At 70.3% G+C, this 18,820-nt stretch carries 20 protein-coding genes and 3 pseudogenes; 15 read left to right on the forward strand and 8 right to left on the reverse strand.

Features of this window, described 5'->3' with window-relative positions; all coding sequences use genetic code 11:
- Positions 1-129: 129 nt before the first annotated feature.
- The 6 genes and pseudogenes from AAFF41_RS39070 to AAFF41_RS39095 all read left to right on the forward strand — a co-directional run bounded on the left by AAFF41_RS39070 (position 130) and on the right by AAFF41_RS39095 (position 2,314).
- On the forward strand, positions 130-492 hold the full coding sequence (locus AAFF41_RS39070) for a hypothetical protein (protein ID WP_319749476.1): 363 nt from the start codon (positions 130-132) through the stop codon (positions 490-492).
- Complete coding sequence (locus AAFF41_RS39075; protein WP_319749474.1) at positions 482-898, forward strand: DUF6093 family protein; 417 nt, start codon at positions 482-484, stop codon at positions 896-898. Before AAFF41_RS39070 ends, AAFF41_RS39075 begins: the two co-directional genes overlap by 11 nt.
- 221 nt (positions 899-1,119) lie before the next feature.
- On the forward strand, positions 1,120-1,326 hold the full coding sequence (locus AAFF41_RS39080) for a hypothetical protein (protein ID WP_343325476.1): 207 nt from the start codon (positions 1,120-1,122) through the stop codon (positions 1,324-1,326).
- 64 nt (positions 1,327-1,390) lie between these two features.
- Positions 1,391-1,753, forward strand: a complete 363-nt coding sequence (locus AAFF41_RS39085) for a hypothetical protein (RefSeq protein ID WP_343325477.1) — start codon at positions 1,391-1,393, stop codon at positions 1,751-1,753.
- Between the two features lie 91 nt (positions 1,754-1,844).
- Positions 1,845-2,105 (forward strand): annotated as a pseudogene (locus AAFF41_RS52185) (phage tail tube protein); the annotation flags it as partial.
- Positions 2,106-2,188: 83 nt separating this feature from the next.
- Positions 2,189-2,314: a hypothetical protein gene (locus AAFF41_RS39095; RefSeq protein WP_319749469.1), complete on the forward strand. Its 126-nt coding sequence runs from the start codon at positions 2,189-2,191 to the stop codon at positions 2,312-2,314.
- Between the two features lie 123 nt (positions 2,315-2,437).
- Here the strand turns inward: AAFF41_RS39095 and AAFF41_RS39100 are convergent.
- Positions 2,438-2,683: pseudogene (locus AAFF41_RS39100) on the reverse strand (SbtR family transcriptional regulator); the annotation flags it as partial.
- A 166-nt stretch (positions 2,684-2,849) separates the two neighbouring features.
- Here AAFF41_RS39100 and AAFF41_RS39105 point away from each other — a divergent pair.
- Complete coding sequence (locus AAFF41_RS39105) at positions 2,850-4,481, forward strand: IS200/IS605 family accessory protein TnpB-related protein (RefSeq protein ID WP_343326424.1); 1,632 nt, start codon at positions 2,850-2,852, stop codon at positions 4,479-4,481.
- 28 nt (positions 4,482-4,509) lie between these two features.
- On the opposite strand, the pseudogene AAFF41_RS39110 reads toward AAFF41_RS39105, so the two are convergent.
- Positions 4,510-4,683: pseudogene (locus AAFF41_RS39110) on the reverse strand (TetR/AcrR family transcriptional regulator); the annotation flags it as partial.
- A gap of 361 nt (positions 4,684-5,044) precedes the next feature.
- Here AAFF41_RS39110 and AAFF41_RS39115 point away from each other — a divergent pair.
- Positions 5,045-6,148 (forward strand): cytochrome P450, encoded by a 1,104-nt coding sequence (locus AAFF41_RS39115; protein WP_425526199.1) that lies wholly within the window; start codon positions 5,045-5,047, stop codon positions 6,146-6,148.
- Positions 6,149-6,158: 10 nt separating this feature from the next.
- On the opposite strand, the gene AAFF41_RS39120 is transcribed toward AAFF41_RS39115, so the two are convergent.
- Positions 6,159-8,264, reverse strand: a complete 2,106-nt coding sequence (locus tag AAFF41_RS39120; protein WP_343325479.1) for a hypothetical protein — start codon at positions 8,262-8,264, stop codon at positions 6,159-6,161.
- A gap of 664 nt (positions 8,265-8,928) precedes the next feature.
- Between AAFF41_RS39120 and rpmG the strand changes: the two genes are divergently transcribed.
- The 3 genes from rpmG to ykgO all read left to right on the forward strand — a co-directional run bounded on the left by rpmG (position 8,929) and on the right by ykgO (position 9,618).
- Positions 8,929-9,093 (forward strand): 50S ribosomal protein L33, encoded by a 165-nt coding sequence (rpmG, locus tag AAFF41_RS39125; protein WP_054230143.1) that lies wholly within the window; start codon positions 8,929-8,931, stop codon positions 9,091-9,093.
- Between the two features lie 101 nt (positions 9,094-9,194).
- Positions 9,195-9,455, forward strand: a complete 261-nt coding sequence (locus AAFF41_RS39130; RefSeq protein WP_067361898.1) for a type B 50S ribosomal protein L31 — start codon at positions 9,195-9,197, stop codon at positions 9,453-9,455.
- 40 nt (positions 9,456-9,495) lie between these two features.
- Complete coding sequence (gene ykgO / locus AAFF41_RS39135) at positions 9,496-9,618, forward strand: type B 50S ribosomal protein L36 (RefSeq protein ID WP_054230145.1); 123 nt, start codon at positions 9,496-9,498, stop codon at positions 9,616-9,618.
- A 183-nt stretch (positions 9,619-9,801) separates the two neighbouring features.
- Here ykgO and AAFF41_RS39140 read toward each other — a convergent pair whose 3' ends face one another.
- The gene (locus AAFF41_RS39140) at positions 9,802-10,920 is read right to left on the reverse strand and encodes a sensor histidine kinase (protein ID WP_319749466.1); all 1,119 of its coding nucleotides are present in this window, start codon (positions 10,918-10,920) and stop codon (positions 9,802-9,804) included.
- A complete protein-coding gene (locus AAFF41_RS39145; protein WP_054230148.1) occupies positions 10,917-11,588 on the reverse strand; it encodes a response regulator in 672 nt (223 codons plus the stop codon). Before AAFF41_RS39145 ends, AAFF41_RS39140 begins: the two co-directional genes overlap by 4 nt.
- 184 nt (positions 11,589-11,772) lie before the next feature.
- Between AAFF41_RS39145 and AAFF41_RS39150 the strand changes: the two genes are divergently transcribed.
- Together AAFF41_RS39150 and AAFF41_RS39155 are read left to right on the forward strand one after the other, a co-directional pair.
- On the forward strand, positions 11,773-13,014 hold the full coding sequence (locus AAFF41_RS39150; RefSeq protein WP_319749465.1) for a DUF418 domain-containing protein: 1,242 nt from the start codon (positions 11,773-11,775) through the stop codon (positions 13,012-13,014).
- On the forward strand, positions 13,011-13,151 hold the full coding sequence (locus tag AAFF41_RS39155; protein ID WP_319749464.1) for a hypothetical protein: 141 nt from the start codon (positions 13,011-13,013) through the stop codon (positions 13,149-13,151). The genes AAFF41_RS39150 and AAFF41_RS39155 overlap by 4 nt, the downstream gene beginning before the upstream one ends.
- A gap of 63 nt (positions 13,152-13,214) precedes the next feature.
- On the opposite strand, the gene AAFF41_RS39160 is transcribed toward AAFF41_RS39155, so the two are convergent.
- Positions 13,215-13,874 carry a hypothetical protein gene (locus AAFF41_RS39160; protein ID WP_343325480.1) on the reverse strand — a complete coding sequence of 220 codons (660 nt, stop codon included), beginning with the start codon at positions 13,872-13,874 and terminating at the stop codon, positions 13,215-13,217.
- Between the two features lie 194 nt (positions 13,875-14,068).
- Here AAFF41_RS39160 and AAFF41_RS39165 point away from each other — a divergent pair, with 194 nt between their 5' ends.
- The gene (locus AAFF41_RS39165) at positions 14,069-14,776 is read left to right on the forward strand and encodes a TetR/AcrR family transcriptional regulator (protein ID WP_343325481.1); all 708 of its coding nucleotides are present in this window, start codon (positions 14,069-14,071) and stop codon (positions 14,774-14,776) included.
- Positions 14,777-14,848: 72 nt separating this feature from the next.
- Here the strand turns inward: AAFF41_RS39165 and AAFF41_RS39170 are convergent, their stop codons facing one another.
- Positions 14,849-14,992: an acyl-CoA dehydrogenase family protein gene (locus tag AAFF41_RS39170; RefSeq protein WP_343325482.1), complete on the reverse strand. Its 144-nt coding sequence runs from the start codon at positions 14,990-14,992 to the stop codon at positions 14,849-14,851.
- 696 nt (positions 14,993-15,688) lie between these two features.
- Here AAFF41_RS39170 and AAFF41_RS39175 point away from each other — a divergent pair.
- Positions 15,689-15,997, forward strand: coding sequence for an acetyl-CoA synthetase (locus AAFF41_RS39175; protein ID WP_343325483.1), 309 nt, complete (start codon positions 15,689-15,691; stop codon positions 15,995-15,997).
- Positions 15,998-16,044: 47 nt separating this feature from the next.
- Here the strand turns inward: AAFF41_RS39175 and AAFF41_RS39180 are convergent, their stop codons facing one another.
- Complete coding sequence (locus tag AAFF41_RS39180) at positions 16,045-18,690, reverse strand: WD40/YVTN/BNR-like repeat-containing protein (RefSeq protein WP_343325484.1); 2,646 nt, start codon at positions 18,688-18,690, stop codon at positions 16,045-16,047.
- Positions 18,691-18,820 lie beyond the last annotated feature (130 nt).

Below are 18,820 nucleotides of genomic sequence, written 5' to 3' on the forward strand. Positions count from 1 at the left end.
GTCATACGACGTTAGTCGCCGACCGCGATTCGCGAATGTGTGCGATGCAAAGGCGAGGCAAAGATCCTTTCGAGGGAGGTGAGTTCTCTCACTGGCCGCCCTTCGAACGCGCGCGAGTAGGCTCCGCCGGTGACGACACCACATCGCTTCCAGATGACCTTCGATGGCCGTGCCTACGCCGTCGCCGTGAACGGACGTGACGTGAGCGACCAGGTCGCTGCTGTCGATGTGCACGCCAACCCGCATGATCTGCCGCGTGTCGTGCTGCATCTCCGGCCCACCGGGACGTGGCCGGCCGAACTGGACGTGCTGGCACGGGTGGAGGTCGGCGTGCCCGCCGAGCCGGGCGCGGCGGCTGCCGCGTTCCTCGACGCGTTGGATCCGCTTGAGGTGGAACGTGCCGCGCTCGCGCGGCCGGACCTGGAGAACGTACCGGGCGGCGGGACAGCCGCCGTGCTGCGGCAGTTGACGGAGTGGGCTCGTGGCGCTTGATCTCTCCGGTGTGCGCCGGGTCGTGGAGGGGATGCTCGACGACGAGCTGGAGGTGTGGCGGGACCCCAGTGGCCGTACGGACGATGTTCTCGACGAGAACACGGGTGAGCTGAAGTCCGCTGAGGCGGATGGCGCCCTCGTATGGGCGGGGGCCGGTGCCATCGTGCCCCTCGGGCAGCCCGCGAACACGGCCCCGCTGGACGGCTCGGTCGCTGCGCTTTCCGCAACCACCGCGTATCAAGCCCTGCTGCCGCTCGACGCTCCGCAGACCCGGGAAGATGACGTGATCGCGGTGCACGGTTCGACCCGGGATGCCCAGCTCGTCGGGCGTCGCTTCCGGGTGGCGGACGCCAATGTCGGGACCTTCGCCGTGGTGCGGGTCGTGCGGCTCCAGGTGGTGGACTGATGGCAGCGAATCCGCATCCGAACGCCCACCCGGACGCCGCGGCCTTCCGAGACCCGATCGAACTCGCCGCCGCGCTCGCGCGGACGGGTCCGGCGGTAAGGGCCCGGACGCGGGCAATCACGCGGCACCACGCCATGTTGCTGCGAGTCCGTATTCAGAAGAACGCCTCGGGGTGACCCACGCCGAACGTGATCACCGGGCGGTACCGGGCGTCGTGGGATGTGAAGGTAACCGTCGCCGGGGGCCAGGCGACAGCGGTGGTGTTCACCGACGCACCACAGCAGCGGCGGCTGGAGTACGGGTTCGTGGGCGTGGACCGGCTGGGGCGGCAGTACCGGCAGCCGCCGTATCCGCACATCGAGCCCGCGTTCCAGCGGACCCGGCCCGACTATCTGGAGGCGCTGCGTACGGGGGCGTTGCCGCGATGACGATTCCTCGGCTGCCGCTCACCCGCGCCATCGTGGCCGTGCTCGCCGAGGGAACGGGGCGGCCGTGTGGGCTTGGGGTGCTGCCGCGGGCGGTGGGCGGGGAACCGGCGGACTTTCCATCCTCGACAGCCTGCCCGGGGAGTTCTCGGGCCCGTCGTTCGCCGACTGGCATGCGGACGGCGCCTGGACGTACCAGGTGACCAGCGTGGGGGAGCGGGCCGATCAGGTGCAATGGCTCGCCGACAGGGTCCGTGCGGTGCTCTTCGACCGTACGGCGAACGGCTGGCGTACGGAGGTCGAAGTCCCCAGAATGCGGGTGATCGACCGGGAGTTGACCGTCGACCCCGGTGGAGATCCGGTTGACGGTTCGCAGGGCGATATCGTTTCCTACGTGCAGCGGTTCACGGTCACCGTGACACCTGCCTGATCTTCCTCTCACCGCGGAGCCACGCGGACGCCCGGCCGATGAGCCCGGCGCGGTTCTCTCCTTCGGAGTGCCCGTGGCTCAGCAGCGCTTCATGCGGCGCGGCATCACCAAGATTCTCTGGTTGAAGAACGTCGCTGCCGCGACCAGGATCCCCACCCGTGCGGAGCTCTCCGCCCCGAACTCCACCGACCTGACCGAGGCGATGAGCGATGTCGACGGCTGGTCGCTGACGAACGAGTCGATCGAGACGCCCGACATGGTGTCGACGTTCTCCTCCTCCATCCCCGGCAACGACAAGGCCGACAACTCCTCGATCACCTTCTACGAGGACCAGCTCAGCGACGCCGTCGAGACGCTGCTGCCCAAGGGCGCCGTCGGCTATGTGGTGTTCCTGCGCAGGGGCGACATCACCGGCTCGAAGTCCCTGGACAGTAGGTGGCCTCGCGCACCCCGCAATACAACGCGGGCAACGAGGCCGCGAAGTTCCAGGCGGTCTTCTCGATCACCTCACCGCCGACACTCGATGCCGCCGTGCCCGCCGCCTCCGGAGGGGGCGGCTGATGGCCAGCAGGCCGCCCGCTTTCCTTGGCGTTGTGGCCCGGGTGGCTGCCGGGTCCGCCGGTGCCCCGGCTTTCACCGGTCGACCCTGTCCGGCGCCGGTCGCACTGGCACGGGGCGTCGGCGTCAGTTGTCGGGCACCCGCGGCGGCGTCGGGCGCAGGCCGTCCAGGGTGAGGTCGAGGAGGCGTTCCGCCTGTGCGCGTTGGTCGGGGCCGGTCGAGGTGAGGGCGATGCCGGCGAGGGCGGCGAACATGTCGGTCGGGCTGATGTCGGTGCGGATCGCGCCGGCGGCGGTGCCGGCGTTCATGAGGGAGGTGCGGGCGGCCTGAATCAGCTCGTGGCTCTCGGCGTAGGGGTCTGGAGCTGCTGCCGTTGGAGTGCACTGATGCACCTTCTGGTGAGCAGGAGCGGGCGCCGGTGGTAGGTGTCGCGCCACGTGCCTGGAGGGAACTGGTGTTCTTGTGTCGAATGCGTGACCTTTTCAGGTGGTGCTCGTTGGAGGTGGTGACGGGATCTTCGGGTGCGACCGGGCGGGGGTGGGCGGGCTGAGGAACGTGGCGGAGCGGTTCGTCGCGTCCGGTCCGACCGGTGTGGCGGTCCGTACCCGGCTCAAGCACCTGACAGTTGGGGATGAGGAGGTGCTGCGGCTGGTCGGTGCACACCTGGGTGCGCTGGCCTCGAAGGACCTCGCGGCGCGGTGCCGTGACGGTCTGGAGCATTCCGCCGAAACCTGGGCGGCCCGCAAGCGCGAGTTGACCCCCCTTTCGTCGTCTCGCTGGGCGGGCAGCATTACCAAGGCGTCGCACGACCAGTGGGCGCTGGCCCGCCGTGGCCAGCTCACCCATGTCCAGAACCTGGAAGCGGGCATCAATACCATCGCGCACCGGCTGTCTCTGCCCGTCGGGCAGAAGGGCTCCAAAAAGGCGCCCGGGGGTTACCGGTCGCGGCAGGAGTGGCATGCCAAGGCGCGTCGCCTGCACGTGCTGGAGGACCGGCTGGAGCAAAAGCGGGCCGACCGTGAAGCGGGGCGCGTGCGTGTCGTGCGCGGCGGCAAGCACCTGGCCCGGACCCGGCACCACCTGGATGCCGCCCGGCTGACCGAGGCGGACTGGCGTCAGCGGTGGGAGGCCGAACGCTGGTTCTGCCAGGCGGATGGCGAGTCCGGGAAGCGGTACGGCAACGAGACGATCCGCGTCAGCCCCGCGGGCGAGGTGAGCATCAAGCTGCCCGCGCCGCTCGCGCATCTGGCGAACGCCGGGCACGGCCGGTACTTCCTCGCCTGCCGCGTGACATTCCCGCACCGGGGCAGCGAGTGGGCCGACCGGGTTGAGGTGAACCGGGCGGTTGCCTACCGCATCCATCTGGATGTGGGCCGGGACCGCTGGTACCTGACCGCCTCCTGGCAGATCCCGCCCACCCCGACCATCCCCATCCGTGCCGCGCTCGCCGAGGGTGTGATCGGGGTGGACATGAACGCCGATCACCTCGCCGCCTGGCGTCTGGATGTCCACGGCAACCCGACCGGTGCCCCGCGCGGCTTCTTCTACGACCTGTCCGGCACGCGAGCACACCGCGATGCCCAGGTCCGCCACGCCCTCACCCGGCTGCTGCACTGGGCCCGGGCATGCGGCGTGAAGGCGATCGCCGTCGAGGACCTGGACTTCGGCGCGGACAAGACCCGCGAGAAGCACGGCCGCAGGAAGGGGTTCCGGCAGGTCATCTCCGGCATGCCCACTGGCAGGCTCCGCACCCGGCTGACTTCGATGGCCGACCAGACGGGCATCGCCATCATCGCCGTGGACCCCGCCTACACCAGCCGCTGGGGCGCCCAGCACTGGCAAAAGCCCCTCACCAGCAGCAACCGTAAGACGACTCGCCACGACGCGGCAGCGGTGGCGATCGGAAGGCGCGCCCAGGGACACCCGATCCGGCGACGGACGGCACCGCCCCCGCACGACCAGAGCGATCGTGCGGGGCATCGGACCGTCCAGGCCCGACCGGAGGCCTCTGGGCGTGAGGGAACCCGCCCCCGCATCCCCGGACCACGGACACGATCCGTCGACGCCGGATGCGGAACGAACGCGGGGGACCAGTGTGCCCAACACCGTCCGGGGCACGCGGCTGAGCACGGGTCCTGGCAACAGGACTCACTCCCGCTCAGTCTTTAGGAACGGTTGGTTCCCGAGGCGACGACGGCAGGGCGTCGGCCATGCCGAGTTTGGCGGTGGCGTAGTCGATGAAGCGACGTGTCCAGGCGCGTAGGGCCTCGCGGGGCGGCATGGTCGCCAGGAGCCCGGGGACGGCCTCGCACAGCCGGGCCACCTCGTTGCGGTACGCGGCCTCGATCAGGGACTCCCGGGTCGGGAAGTTTCCGGCCTGCCGATTGCGGATAGCGACGCCGCTGTGGTGCCGTAGGGGTGGCGATCACACACCTCCGGCGAAATGCGGGACGCGTTCACGTGATCCGAGTCACGTCAGGTTCCCGTCAGTGAAGTGGCCCGTAGCCGTCAGTCCGCTCCGATCTCATAGGCCCCAGAGCCCCTCTGAGACACCGCTCCCCGTTCCTGGGGAGCCCCCCACCGAGGAGTGACATGGCTGAGACACTGACCGGAAACGCGAGCGGCGCCGCCGAAGAGTTCCCCGAGTTCGTGCCGCCCAGGGCGGCCGCCTGCCCCAGTTCGCGCCGCCGCTGGTCCTCGCGGAGATCCGCGAGGAGAAGCCGGTCAGCAAGGTGCGGATCTGGGACGGCAGCACCCCCTGGCTCATCACCCGCCACGAGGACCTGCGGGCCGTCCTCGGTGACCCCCGCGTCAGCGTCGACGACAAGCGGTCCGGCTTTCCGTTCCCGAAGAAGGCCATGGCGGAGAACGCGCACCACCACCCCGACACGCTCTTCAACACGGACGCCCCCGTCCACACCCGGCTCCGCCGGATGCTGACCTCCTCCTTCACCGCCAAGCGGATGGCGGCCCTGCGCCCCGCCATCCAGAAGGTCACCGACGAGCACATCGACGCGATGCTGGCCGGGCCGAAACCTGCCGACCTGGTCCAGGCGCTGGGTCTGCCCATTCCCACACTGATGATCTGCGAACTGCTCGGAGTCCCTTACGAGGACCACGAGTTCTTCCAGCACCACGCCACCGTCGAGGTCAGCCAGACGTCGTCGGCCGAACAGGACCGTGAGTCGAGCGTCGCGCTCGGCGAGTACCTGGCCCGGCAGATCCACGCCAAGACGGACAACCCCGCCGAGGACACGCTGTCCGACCTGGCGGCCCTGGTCAAGGCCGGTGAACTGACCATGGGGGAGGCGTCCCTCATGGCCGTCATCCTGCTCATCGCCGGGCACGAGACCGGCGCGAACATGATCGCGCTGGGCACCCTCGCGCTGCTGGAGCACCCGGAGCAGCTCGCCCTGCTGCGCGAGACGGACGATCCCAAGGTCGTGGCCGGAGCGGTCGAGGAACTGCTGCGCTATCTGACCATCGCCCACACCGGGCAGTGCCGGATCGCCCTGGAGGACATCGAGATCGGCGGCGAGGTCATCCACGGCGGGGACGGAATCATCGTCTCCCTCCCCGCCGCCAACTGGGACCCGGAGGCCTTCCCGGAGCCCGACCGCCTCGACCTGCTCCGCGACGCCCGCCAGCACAACGCGTTCGCCTTCGGCGTTCACCAGTGCCTGGGCCAGCAACTTGCCCGCGTGGAACTCCAGGTCGTCTACGGCACGCTCTACCGGCGCGTGCCCACGCTGCGACTGGCCACCACGCTGGAGGAGATCGACTTCAAGGAAGACGCGATGGCGTACGGCGTCGCCGCGCTGCCGGGCACCTGGTAGCCCGCACCCCCTAGCCCCTAGGTCGCGTAGGCCCCTGGCCCGTAGCCCTTCGACACCAGCAGGACGTAGGAAGGGACGTACCAAGGGAGATACGGAGCTTCAGCCGGTGCTCTCCTTCCAGCGGGAAGCCTCCCGGTAGGCCTCGAAGACACGGTGGTGATCGGGGCCGAGCAGGCGCGCGCAGTCCTGCCCCAGGCGCTGGCAGAGCGCGGCGGCGCCCCGGGAGTCGCCCGACTCGCCGGTGAGCCTGGCGTGCCGGGCGCGTGCGTCGAGGACGTCCGTGTCCATGGCCCGGGGGCCGTCGGCGTGCAGCTGGATGAACCGTTCCAGGTTCTGGATCTCGGCGATGTGGCGCGTGTCGACGTGTGGGTCCGCGGAGTCGTCCGAGACGTACTCGATCTGCTGGACGGCCCGGGCCACGGCTCGGGCGTCGGGCGGCCGGTTCCCGGGTGACTTCTCCAGCAGTCTCAGTACGAGGGAGTCGAGGGCCCTGGGGATGCCAGGACGCAGCGCGCCCGGCGGGGCGGGCGTCTTCTCCATGTGGTGCCACATGACGGCGTAGGGATCCGAGATGTGGCCGAAGGGAGACCAGCCGGTGAGCATCTCGTACACGACGCAGCCGAGTGAGTAGAGGTCGCTGAGAGCGCTGCCGGACTAGTTCGGCCTCCAGCTCGTCGGCCAGGGCTTTCCCGTCGATCGCCGCGGCGGGGTCGGTCGGCAGCCGAGCGTGCCAACCCTCGATCGCGATACGGATGTTCTGAGGCCGGTGGCTCACGGATGCGGCCACCAGTTCCCCGGCGGCGGTGCACAGGTTGGGCAGCATCTGCATGAGCGCGAGGCGGCGCGCGTCGTCGCCGAGGGCGATCTGACTCGGTTTGAAAACGGCGTTGTCGAGGAGCGTCGTGAAGTCCATGACCTCGGCGTCCGCCTCTTGACGCAGTTCGTGCTCCTCCTGTGCCGCCTTCTCGTTGCCCCGGTGCTCGATGAACCGGCGCAGCGCTTCCTTCTTGGTGTGCAGGGCAGCCTCATCGGGTTCGAGATGGCCGATGAGGCGGTCGATGGCCGTCTCGGCGTAGCGGACACGTCCGGGGGAGGACGCCGTGCGGTCCGGGGGTGGGAACTCCTTGCGGAGGTGGGCGAGGGTGCCTGTGGTGACGGTGGCCAGCCGCCAGTGTTCGAGGAGTGCCGGCCAGTCCCCGTCGTACGCCTGGCCCAGAGACTCGAACCGGTCGCCGGGTGAGGCGAGGAGTCTGCGCAGCTGGGGTGTCCACCGCCGCACACTCGCCCTGGCCGCCGTCCCGCCCGCCGCCGCCTCGGTGCCCCAGCGCACCATCACCTGCCGGGCGTAGCTGTGTGCGAGGTCGCCGAGTTCGCGGCTGGCGACGGCGTCGAGGACCACGAGGAAGTCCCTGCCGAGTCGGTCCGGGTCGACGGCGTGCTGAAGGTAGCCGTCCATCCAGTTCCCCGCCCGTTCGTGCTCGCCCGTCCTGGCGGCGGCGAGCGAGAAGAACAGGTTGGCCTTGCCGAGGTCGAGCCCCTGCGCCTGCCCCATCGCGGTGAGCCGGATCTCGTCGTCCCCGTCCAGGCGGGCGGCGACCGCCAGGGTCGCGTGGGCGAGCCAGAAGTCGGGGTCGTGGACGAGGTGTTCCTCCACGAAGAGCCGAAGATTTTCGGTTCTCAGCGCCCCGCTCCTCACGAGCTGCGGGGTCAGCTGTTTGACCAGGCCACGAGCGAGAGAACGCACCCTCTCCCGGTTGCCGAACCTGCGCTGCCACTCCTCGGTGATCCGGTCGAGCTCGAACTGAGCGGCAAGGACGGCCTGGTCGCGTTCGTACTGGGACCGGAAGTCCGTGAGTTCGGCCTTGACCTGGCCGAGCTCGGACCGGGTCAGGGACAACCCCTCCCGCAGCTCTTCGGTGGCGGAGTTCACCGATTCGACCTGAAGGGCGAGTTCGTTGGCTCTGCCGCGCAGGGCCTCCAGGCCCCCGGACAGCGTGCCGAACCGGTCGTGCAGGGTCTTCAGGTCGCCTTCGCGGCGCTGCTGCGCCTCGCGTATCTCCTTGAGGCCGTCCCTCAACTCGTTGAGGCTGGCCTCGGCCTCGGGCTGCTCACTCACACCGCTCCCCGTTCGTCCCGCCGTGCGGTTTCGGTCCTCGGAACAGGTACCTTCTGGCGACGCACCGGAGGAGCGCAAGGGCGCGTAGCGGTGCGCGCGGCGCATGTGTGTCTTCGGACGGGCGCCGGTGCGCGGAGACGGCAGCCTCGGCTTCCTCCCGTGCGTGGACGGCTCCGGCCGACACGCGAACTCGGCCGGGAGGAACAGTCGCCGTACCGCGCGTCCGCCATCCTCCGGCCGGCGGGCGCGCGGCGGCGACCGCCGCCGATGACTGCCCGGTCTTCCTGGGTACGCGGCAACCCAGGCGGTGTCATGCACCGCTCCGGCTGCGCTATGATTGATCTTGAGCGGCCCGCCGGAAGGCTTCGGTGGTCGGCCTCGCGTTGGTGGTCCAAGGAAAGACGCCCCGCTTCCTGCGGGGAGATGCAGGTGCAAGGCCTGCCCGGCGCTCCACAGCCCCGCCTCCTGTATTCCGGAGGCGGGGCTTGTTTCATGTCGCCCCGAGCCTCCGTGCCGCCCCCCTGCCGCTCCCTGCCTCCCCCCACCCCTGCCTCCGGCCCCTTGCTCCAGCCCCCGGGAATGCGTCGACCAGGTCCGCTGTTACAGCACACGTAGCTGACATGCGCGAGTCAAGATCGCGTGATGTGGGCGGAAGGAGGACCTCATGGCACGCAACAGCGCGCGACCCGTCGTCACGCTGAGGTCGACAGCCGGGACCGGCGTCACCTACGTGACGCGGAAGAACCGCGGAAACGACCCCGACCGGCTCGTCCTGCGCAAGTACGACCCGGTGGTCGGTGAGCACGTCCCGTTCCGGGAGGAGCGCTGAGCCGAGCCCGGCGCCACCGGGCGGACCGTCACAGGACCGTCGACCGTCACAGGACCGTCGACGGTCACGGAACCGTCGACCGTTACCAGGGAGGCAACCTCATGAAGCCCCGCATCCACCCCGAATCCCGCCCCGTCGTCTTCCGTGACCGGGCCGCGGACATCGCGTTTCTGACCCGTTCGACCGCGCACTCGTCGAAGACGATCGAGTGGGAGGACGGGGGCACCTACCCGCTGATCGATGTCGAGATCTCGTCGGCGAGTCATCCGTTCTACACCGGGACCTCGCGGGTCCTGGACACCGCAGGCCGCGTCGAGCGCTTCGAGCGTCGTTACGGCCGCACGGCCTCGCCGCGGCACTGACGGCGGGTCTGACAGTTCACAGCACGAGGAGGGCAGATCCATGAAGGTGCGCAAGTCCTTGCGTTCCATGAAGTCCAAGCCGGGGGCTCAGGTGGTCCGTCGACGGGGCGTGGTCTTCGTCGTCAACAAGAAGAACCCGCGTTTCAAGGCCCGCCAGGGCTGACGGCACACCCCCGGAGGCAGGCGGCGACGAGGAGCGGTGGCGAGGGCGGAAGGGCGCTCCCAGGTCTTCCGTGACCAGGGTGGGACGCCCGCCGCCTGGGCACGTCTCCCGATTGGCCCCTGTCGGTGCCTGTGCTCCGTCCCGGCGACGGTCTGACGTTCGTACGGGCCACGGCGTCGCGGCTCAGTCCGCGTCCGTCGGGATGTGGAGCGTCACGCGGTAGCCGCCGTCGGGGGTGGGCCCGGACTCGAAGGCCCCGCCCAGGAGTTCGGCGCGCTCCCGGAGCCCGACGAGGCCCTGCTGGGAGCCGGGCAGGGGCAGGGAGGGACGGGTGGGGGCGTTGTTGGTCACCGTGACGCCGAAGCGGTCGTCGCAGTGCCACAGGCGGACGGTGGCGGCCGCGCCGGGCGCGTGTTTGCGTACGTTGGTCAGGGATTCCTGCACGGTGCGGTAGAGGGCGCGTTGCGCCGGGGTGGCGATGGCGGAGGGGAGTTCACCCGTCAGGGTCGCCTCGATGCCGCTGGTCGACACGAGCTTGTGCAGGTCGGCGAGTGTGGGCTGCGGGGTGAGTTCGCCGACACGGCCCCCGGAGGCCCGCAACAGCGCGACCATGTGACGCAGTTCGTCGAGCGTGTCGACGCTCAGCGAACGGATGGTGCGGGCGCCCTCCTTGAAATGCGGATCCTTGGCGGCGACCTGAAGGGCACCCGCCTGTACGGCGATCAGGCTCACCTGGTGGGAGACGACGTCGTGCATCTCGCGGGCCAGTTGGGCACGTTCCCGGGCCAGGACGGCCTGGGAGTGCAGCAGCCGCTCGTGTTCGCGGGCCGTCTCGATCTCCGTGAGCCGGTCGGCCAAGTCCCGCCGGGCCTGGACGAGTTGGCCGAGCAGCACCGGGGCGGCGGCCGTGGCCAGGGTGTAGAAGAAGTAGATCAGCGTCCAGGCGCGTTCGTGTGAGCCGACGTTGCCCAGGGGCCAGGGCACGGCTGAGGCGCCGGCGAACAGAAAGGCGCTGGCGACCAGGAGCCGACGGTCGCGGGAGCGCTCGGCGAGGGTGAACAGCGCGGCGAGCGAGGCGAAGACGATGTCCACCATCAGGCTGGCCGGGAGCGTGAGCAGGAACACCGTGAGCGGAAAACGGCGACGCAGGGCGAGCGCGGCACAGGCGACGGCTGTCGCCGCCGTCGCGAGGCGGCTCGAGTCCCCCAGGTTGATCAGGACGTCCACGGCGGCCACGGCGACGACCACGGCATCGACGACCGGATCCGGGATCCGCGCCCACCACGGCCTGCCCCCGTTCATCGCCGGTCCTCCGACCGGTTCCGCCCGTCCAGCAGGCCCGCCCGCTGGGCGAGCAGCGCGGCCCGCACCCGGCTGTTCACACGCAGCTTGGTCAGGATCGCGCTGACATGGTCCTTGACGGTGCCCGCGCTGAGGTGGACGCGGCTGCCGATGTCGGCGTTGGACAGCCCCTCCGCGATGAGCACCAGCACTTCACGCTCCCGCTCGGTGAGCCGTCCGACGCGGGCGGCCTCCTCGTCGTCCGCGGCGGTCGCGCCCGGGTGGCTCTGCCACACGGCACGGGACGCCTTCGGTGACATCACGACACCGCCCGCGCACAAGGTCCGTACCAATTGGGCGAGTTGGTCCGGCTCGGTGTCCTTGAGCAGAAAGCCGGCCGCCCCCGAGCGCAGGGCGGTGAGGATGTACTCGTCGGCGTCGAACGTCGTCAGCATCGCCACCACGGGCGCGTCCGGCAGCGCCCGCAGGTGCCGCAGTACGGTCAGACCGTCGACGTCCGGCATCCGGATGTCCAGCAGTACGACGTCCGGTCCCTCCCGCCGTACCGCGTCCACCGCCTCCGCGCCCGTCGTGGTCGCCACGACCTCGATGTCGTCGGCCGCGCCGAGGATGAGCTCGAAGCCGGACCGCACCAGGGCCTCGTCGTCCACCACCACTACCCGGATCACGTACGTTCCGCCTCGTCCTCGATGTCGATTGTCGTCACTGTGACCGTAGAACGGGAAAGGCCCGGTGCGGCGCTCCGGCGGAACGGCCCGGTCACCCGGCGGGTCGGTTCCAGTCGTCCGGGGGGTGCGAAGCGGACGTCTGCCGGATACTGCGCGATCGGCGATTCTCCCGAGCCTGTGATCCATGACGCAGAACGCACACGCCACGACGCTCGTGGCCCCGCCCCGACCGAAGGCGTGCGCAACCACGCAACTCCCCGACACCCGGCCCTCGGCGGGGCGTCTGATCGGAGTGGACCTCGCCCGGGGGCTCGCGGTCTTCGGGATGTACGCGGCCCACGTCGGCCCCGATCCCTCCGAGGGTGGATCGACCGGCTTCTTCATGGAACTGGCTCACGGCCGGGCCTCCGCGCTCTTCGCCTTCCTGGCCGGCTTCTCGATCGCGCTGATCACCGGCCGCCGTACCCCCAAGACCGGCCGGGCGGGCCGCCAGGCGGTCGCCAAGGTGGTGATCCGAGCCCTCATCCTGCTGGTCCTGGGCACCGCGCTCACCCTGACCGGCACCCCGGTCGAGGTGATCCTCGCCTTCTACGGCCTGTACTTCCTGCTGGTCCTGCCGCTGTACCGGCTCGGCGCCCGACCGCTGGCGGTCATCGCCGTGAGCGGTGCGCTGCTCCTGCCTCAGATCCTGTACGTGGTGCAGCAGGCCCTCAACCCGGGCGGCGGCGACGGCGGTGGTCCGGGCGGGATCTGGGTCTGGCCCACCGACGCGGACGGCATCGTCTCGCTGCTCTTCACCGGCGGTTACCCGGCCCTGGCCTGGATCCCGTTCGTCGTCGCCGGCATGGCCGTGGCCCGGCTGGACCTGGCCTCCACCGTCGTCCGCGCACGCCTCGCGATCACCGGTGTCTCGCTGGCCGTCCTCGGCTACGGCGGCTCCTACCTGGCCCTGCACCTCGTCCCCGGCGCCGCCTCCGCACTGCGCGCCTCCGGCTGGGGCGAGGGAGGTTCGGTCATGTCGGCCTGGTGGTCCGACACCGCGGGCTACCCGACCGGCACCACCCCGGCCTGGCTGCTGGCGGCCTCGCCGCACAGCGAGACGACCCTGTCGGTCGTGGCCAACACCGGCGTGGCCATCGTGGTCCTGGCCGCCTGCCTCGCTGCCACCGACACCCTCCCGCGCTTTCGCCGACTGGCCGCTCCGGTCATCGCGGTGGGCACGATGTCCCTGACCGCGTACGTCTTCCACATCGTCGCCATCCGCGCCCTGGGCATGGAGGAACTGCCAGGTTTCCCGCTGCACGTGCTGCTCGGCTTCCTCGTGGCCGTGACCGTGTTCGCGACCCTCTGGTCCCGCCACTTCGCGCGTGGCCCGCTGGAGTGGCTGCTCGGCCGGGCCACCAGGATCGCGGAGCGTGTCCGATGAAGGGCCCGTCGAGCGGCCGCTGGGAGCCCTGGCTCCTGACGGCGACCGCGGCGGCGGCCGTCCTGGGCGTCCTGCGCCCGGACCTGTACGCCGACGCCGTCGACCACGTCGTCACGACCCTGGTCGGACACTTCTGACGGGAGGCCGACGACTCGGGCCGCCGCCGTGGGCGAGGCTTTCAGCCCGTGGACGTCACTTCTTCAGTGATACCGCGTCCCCGGCCGAGACGAACTCGCGGTCGTCGTCGTGCCGGGGAAGTACCAGCGCCAACTGCCCGCCGCGGTGACGGTCACTTTGGTACTGAGGTTCCCGTGGGTTCCCGACGTCACGGTCTTGACGCTGTAGTGGGCGGCCCCGGCCTTCTTGAACTGGAGCTTGACCTGCTGCCCGGCGAAACCGTGGTAGGCGAGGTCCTCCCAGTTGGCAGGGGACAGCTTGCCGGTGGCGGTGAGTTTGGCGCCCTTGGCGACCGTTTCGGGCGACGCGTCGGTGGCCAGCTTCGAGGCGCGCTTCACCTTGTACTCGGCGATGTGGTCGGAAATCCAGTAGTCGCCGTCGTTGGCCCTGACGGTGGCGTCGACCTGCCAGACGCCGGCGATCGTGTTGGCATCGGTGTCACTGGTGTCCGGGATCCAGGCTGGATCGACGGTCATCGTGGCCGTGCACACCGACGTGGTGGAGCTCTTCTTCACGCACGAGGACCCGGTCCAGTCGAAGAAACCATGGACGCTGTAAGCCGTGGAGGTGTTGACGTTCGCGAGCCCCTTCACGCCCGAGTTGCCCTTGACGGTGATGGCGATCGGGAACGTGACGGTCTTCGACGTGCCCACGGTGGCGTTGCCGCCGCCGTTGACGATCATTCCTCGATGTGGATCGCCAGCGCGGGACAGACGCCCGCCGCCCGAGTCCACCTTTTAATGTACCGTTTGGTCTAGCAAACTGAAGCGGCGTCCCGGAGTCCGCTTCCCCCTCAGGTGCCCCGACGGCCGTCTGGAGCGGACGTCGGGTCGGTCTCGGTCGAGACACGTCGTCACATCAGGCGGGGAGTGAATCAATGCCACGACCACCGGGTCATGGGCCGGGCTTCGAAGGCAGACGCCAGAAGATCATCGACGTCGCGGCCTCCCTGTTCGCCGAACAGGGCTACGCGGCGACCTCCATCAACGACCTGGGCCGCGCGGTCGGGCTCGCCAAGGGAGCGCTGTACTACTACATCGTCTCCAAGGAGAACCTGCTCATCGAGATCCAGTCGCGGGTGATGCGACCACTGTTGTCGCGTGCGCGGCAGATCGCGAAACTCGACGAGGATCCCCTGCTGCGGCTGCGGCTGCTGTCCGAGTCGCTGCTGACGATCATCTTCCGCAGGCTCGACCACGTCTGGGTCTACGAGCACGACTACCGCAGTCTCAGCGGCGACGAGCTGGAGGCCCTGCTGGGCCAGCGCTCCGACTTCGAGCACCTGGTCTCCGGCCTGCTCGCGGAAGCCGTCGACCAGGGCATCTTCCGTGCGCTCCCACCGCGCCTGGCGACCCTGCAGTTCCTCAACCTGCACCACCACACCTACCAATGGGTGCGCCCCGAGGGGCAGTGGGACGCAGCGTTCCTTTCGCGCGAGTACTGCGCGACCCTGTTCCGCGGCTTCGGCGCGTCCGACAACGCGCTGCCGGACGTGGAGGAGCGGGCGGCCGCGTTCAAGCGTGACCGTCCCGACCTGCCGCTCGACCCCGAGGCGGAGTGGCAGCCGGCCGCTGTCGGCGACTGACCCGGACCCGCGGTGCGCTCCGGCACACCGCGGGACCCGACCGTTCCTCATGGCTGGCTCACGACGGCCGGGTCACGCCTGCTTCACCAGCGCTCTGGCGATGACGTTGCGCTGGATCTCGTTCGTGCCCTCGCCGATCTCCAGGATCTTCGCGGCGGCGTGGAAACGGGAGATCTCCGACTCCCGTACGTAGCTGTAGCCGCCGTGGATCTGCACCGACGCGGAGGCCGCGCGATTGGCGACCTCGGAGGGTTACAGCGTCGCCATGGCGGCCTCCTTACTGTGCGGACGGCCCTGGTCGGGGAGCCAGGCGGCGCTGACCATCCAACGGGTGGCCTCGATTCGGTGCAGATGTCAGCGACCTCGTCGGGGCCGCGCTGCTGGCCGAGACGCGCCGCACGGAAGGAGGCCGTACGCCTCGGACCGGTGGGAGCCCGGGCGTGCTCCCTCTCGCCGGGCATCATCGACACCCCGCAAGGCCGGCAGGAGGCGTCGACCCGCGCCTCGGCATCGACATCCTGGGGGACGGCGGTGTGTTCGCCGCCGTGCGCGGCGACTGACGCGGACGCGAGCACGTCCGTTCGGCGCTTACGCCGCACGGTTCCCCGGGAGGCGGGCATGCTGGTGTTCGTCGGGATACGGGCAGACGGGCGGAGGCGCGCGATGCGGTGGTGGGCCGGTTGGACGGCGGTCGCCGGAGTGGTGCTGCTCGCGGCGTGCGGTGGATCGGGAGGCGCAGGCCGGGGGCCGTCGTCCGGACGCCCGAGTGCGTCCACGAATGCGTCCACGAGTGCCTCCGCGAGTGCTTCCACGGGTGGGACGGCGGAGCCGGGGCGAGGGGCACCGTCCGCGTCGGGCCCCGGATCCGCCGCGCCGGTGGCCAGTTGCCTCGCCGGGCGGGTGGAGGTCACCGTGTCGCCCGGGGACGCGGTCGAACGGCGGTTGTGCGTGCGGACCGGGGCGGTGGTCTCGGTCACCCTGCGGCCGCGTGCGGACGACCGGCGCTGGACGGCCGTCCGGAGTGCGGCACCCGCAGTGGTGCTGGTCTCCGGATGGCGCGTCGACGCCGACGGGACCGGCCGTGCCACCTTGCGCTGCGCGAGCGTACGGGGCGGGGCGGCCGGGATCACGGTGACGGCGAAGGCTCCGGACGTGGCGGGCGCCGCGCGCACCGCGTTCACGCTCCGGGTGAGTGTGGTCCCGTACGCGAAGGAGGGGTGAACCGGCCGCTTCTGGCGGCGAGTTCACCCCTCCTGCGTGCGTACGGGTCAGCCGCAGTCGCGCACCTTGATCGTGTAGATGCCGCGGCCGTGCGTGGCCGCGTACAGCGTGCCGCCGTCAGGGCTCAGCTTCAGCTGGAGCACAGCGACCGCGGGGAGTCGGCCGACGCGCTGCCATGTCGTACGGCCCGGGGCGCGGTAGACCACACCGAGGTCGGTGGCGACGGCGAGGCCGCCATTGGCCGTGACGACCGCGGAGTCCGTCGGCACGTCGGGCAGGTTCGCGGAGATGTCGGTCCAGGTGGTGCCGCCGTCCTTGGACTCGAAGACATGGCCCACGCCCGCGCCGGGTCCCTCGGTCCAGTGCCGGGAGAAGCCGTTGACCTCCAGGTACACATGGTCGGCGTTCTTCGGGTCGACGGCGAAGCCGCTGAGGTAGCGGTTGGGCACGTTCGCGTCCACCGGCAGGGCCACGTCGTGCCAGCCCGTGCCGTCCTCGTTGCCGACGGAGATTCCGCGCGCGAAGCCCTGGTTGTTGCAGGGGCCGCACCAGGCCGCGTACACCTTGCCGCCCGACGCGGCGACGGCGGTCGCGGTGCGGCCCGCGCCGAGGTCGTACAGGCTGGTCCACTCGGAGCCGCTGCGGATGGCGTAGCCGTGCGTCTGCACCCACACGTGCCGGCCGCCCGCGATCCAGGTCGAGCTGTTCTTCATGTCGGCGGCGAGCGGGGCGATGAAGCGGGCCTCGCTGGTGGCGTTGTCGGCCGGGGCGACGTTGTACGAGGTGACCTTGCTCGCGTCGTTGACCCAGGAGCCGTCGTTGATGGCGCAGTTCTGGGTGATCTGGACGGCGAGGTAGACGTACTCCTCGGCGATGTCACAGCCGTTGGCCGGGTCGGTGAGCGTGTCGCCGCCGTCGCCGCCGAAGTCGGAGCCCATCACCTTGTCGTCGCTGCGCAGGATGGACTGGCCGTTGTCCTGCAGGCCGCCGGTGACCGAGACGCCGCCGTGGGCGAGGTCCTTGCCGATGCCCACCGAGTAGTACTGGAGCGTGTCGATCGTGCCGTCGTTCAGGGACGTCCAGTCGGTGGCGTGGCCGGAGGAGTCCTGGGAGCCGTCGAGCGGCCGGCGGTAGGCTCCGCCGTCGTTGCCGACGTAGACGTAACTCCTGCCGTGGTAGCTGCCGATGGCGACCCCGTGCTGGTCGGAGTGGGTCGTCGCGTTGCAGTCGCCGGTCTGCTTGGCGGGGTCGATGCTCCAGCAGGGGAAACCGAAGTTCCAGTACGGGCCGACGGTGGACCAGGTGCCGCCGCCGTCCCTGGTCTCGTAGACCTCCTCCAGACCCGCGTACACATGCTGCGCGTTCGCCGGGTCGACGGTCAGGAACTGGTTGTACCAGGCCTGTACGCCGGGCATGTAGCCGCTGGAGGTGAGGGCCGAGCCGTCGGCGGCGAGCTGCTTGTAGTCGGCGATCTTCGTCCAAGGGCCGAAGGGAGAGCCGGACTTGGCGACGTAGATTCCCTCGAGGCCGCTGTCGGGGTTGCTGTTCAGCTGTTTCGGCGACTGGTCGATGGCGTAGTAGCGCGAGCCGTCGGCGGACCGGGCGAAGGTGACGTTGCCGACGTTGTCCGCGTCGGACGGCAGGTCGCCCAGACCGCTGGTGATCCGTGTCCAGGCGCCCCGCACCTGGGTGTAGAAGCCGTTGTAGTCGTCACCGCTGCGCCACCCGACCGCGAGAACCACCTTGGAGGGGTCCTTCGGGTCGATCGCGATGTCGTTGGCGAGGTTCTTGTACGGGGCGGAAGGGTCCTTCGCCAGTGAACCACCGGGGAGGTAGGCGGGGTTGGGGGCGAACTCCCGCTTCCAGGCGCCGCCGAGTGTCTTGGTGGAGTGGCTCCAGACGCCCTCGCTGGTCGCCGCCCACACCTTTCCGCCGCCGAAGCGCAGCTGGTGGATGGTGGTGCTCTCCAGCTCGTCGCCGCCGACCCGGCTGCGCGCGGAGAACGTGCCGTGGTGTGCGTCGGTCAGCACATACACCCCGCTGCCGAGGTAGGCGTCCGCGTTGGTGTTCGCCTCGCCGGTGCCCAGCCACAGGCGCCCGGACCCGTCCAGGGCCAGCGCACCGGTGGACTGCGAGGACAGCCGGTCGCTGATGGGCTCCCAGTGTCCGCCACCGGACCGGGAGCGCCATACGCCGCCGCCCGCGCTGCCCGCGTACACGTACCCGCCGTCGTCGGCGGCCATCGCCGCGAGGCGGCCGGTGACATTGCCCGAACCGCCGCTGGAGTTGGAGTCGAAGTCGCGGTAGCGCGGGTCGTCCGAGTTGTACGGCAGGTCGGTGACGTTGCGCCAACTCCCGTCGGCGGAGGGCAGTTTGTTCAGGCTGCTCCAGGCGGCGCCGTAGGCCCCCGGCGCGACGACGCCCGGTGAGGTGCGGGCCTCGGCGTACTGGTCGGCCCCCTCGGCTATCTCGCCGGACTCGTTGCCGCCGTCGGAGTCCTGCGCTGTCACCTTCGGGGTGATGCCGCCCGTCGACTGCGCGCGGCCTGCGGCGAGTTGGGCGAGCGCGCGGGCCCCGAAGGGACGGCCCGTGTCCGGGCCGGGCGCGGCGCCGGCGGGCAGCGCGACGAGCGCGGCCGACGCGGTGACGGCACAGATGGTGAGCCATCGTCTCTTGCGGGTGGGTATTGGCACGTGGGTCCTCCCGAACGGCGTTGAGACAGCGTTGGGACAGACAGGACCACGAGGGACGGGTGAGCGTCCCTGGGCTTAGCCAATTCTTGTCCAGAACCTGCCACGAATGAGGTGTTGTGCGGCGCGCACC

The organism is Streptomyces mirabilis (genome assembly GCF_039503195.1).
GTDB classification, from domain to species: Bacteria; Actinomycetota; Actinomycetes; order Streptomycetales; family Streptomycetaceae; genus Streptomyces; species Streptomyces mirabilis_D.

Coding starts and splice junctions, on each gene's coding strand:
- AAFF41_RS39160 (WP_343325480.1), bottom strand. CDS start 13,874: ATGATCGTCAACGGCGGCGGCAACGCCACCGTGGGCACGTCGAAGACC.
- rpmG (WP_054230143.1), top strand. CDS start 8,929: ATGGCACGCAACAGCGCGCGACCCGTCGTCACGCTGAGGTCGACAGCC.
- AAFF41_RS39155 (WP_319749464.1), top strand. CDS start 13,011: ATGAAGGGCCCGTCGAGCGGCCGCTGGGAGCCCTGGCTCCTGACGGCG.
- AAFF41_RS39150 (WP_319749465.1), top strand. CDS start 11,773: ATGACGCAGAACGCACACGCCACGACGCTCGTGGCCCCGCCCCGACCG.
- AAFF41_RS39165 (WP_343325481.1), top strand. CDS start 14,069: ATGCCACGACCACCGGGTCATGGGCCGGGCTTCGAAGGCAGACGCCAG.
- AAFF41_RS39130 (WP_067361898.1), top strand. CDS start 9,195: ATGAAGCCCCGCATCCACCCCGAATCCCGCCCCGTCGTCTTCCGTGAC.
- ykgO (WP_054230145.1), top strand. CDS start 9,496: ATGAAGGTGCGCAAGTCCTTGCGTTCCATGAAGTCCAAGCCGGGGGCT.
- AAFF41_RS39140 (WP_319749466.1), bottom strand. CDS start 10,920: ATGAACGGGGGCAGGCCGTGGTGGGCGCGGATCCCGGATCCGGTCGTC.